1 protein-coding gene is annotated in these 441 nt (G+C 50.8%); it reads left to right on the top strand.

Annotation, left to right across the window (positions count from 1 at the left end; genetic code table 11):
• On the top strand, window positions 1-337 hold a 337-nt coding region (locus K0040_RS22565), incomplete at its 5' end, for a DapH/DapD/GlmU-related protein (protein ID WP_265588953.1).
• Window positions 338-441: the final 104 nt, after the last annotated feature.

Raw genomic sequence — 441 nt, 5'->3', positions numbered from 1 at the left:
TAACTTTGTTGAGATGAAAAAAGCGCGTCTGGGTAAAGGCTCGAAAGCTGGTCATCTGACTTACCTGGGCGATGCGGAAATTGGCGATAACGTTAACATCGGCGCGGGAACCATTACCTGCAACTACGATGGTGCGAATAAATTTAAGACCATTATCGGCGACGATGTGTTTGTCGGTTCCGACACTCAGCTGGTGGCCCCGGTAACAGTAGGCAAAGGCGCGACCATTGCTGCGGGTACAACTGTGACGCGTAATGTCGGCGAAAATGCATTAGCTATCAGCCGTGTGCCGCAGACTCAGAAAGAAGGCTGGCGTCGTCCGGTAAAGAAAAAGTGATTCTGGCCGGGTAATCCGGTCACATGGGATGAGGAGATAACATAATCTCCCTCCCACAAGCAGTAACTATAAAAATAACCCCACTCTCTACAAGGCTCGGGGCG

It is taken from the genome of Terrisporobacter petrolearius (assembly GCF_020748185.1).
Lineage (GTDB): Bacteria > Bacillota > Clostridia > Peptostreptococcales > Peptostreptococcaceae > Terrisporobacter > Terrisporobacter petrolearius.
Note: the sequence above shows the minus strand (reverse complement) of the source record. Positions and strands in the feature narration are given on the sequence as shown.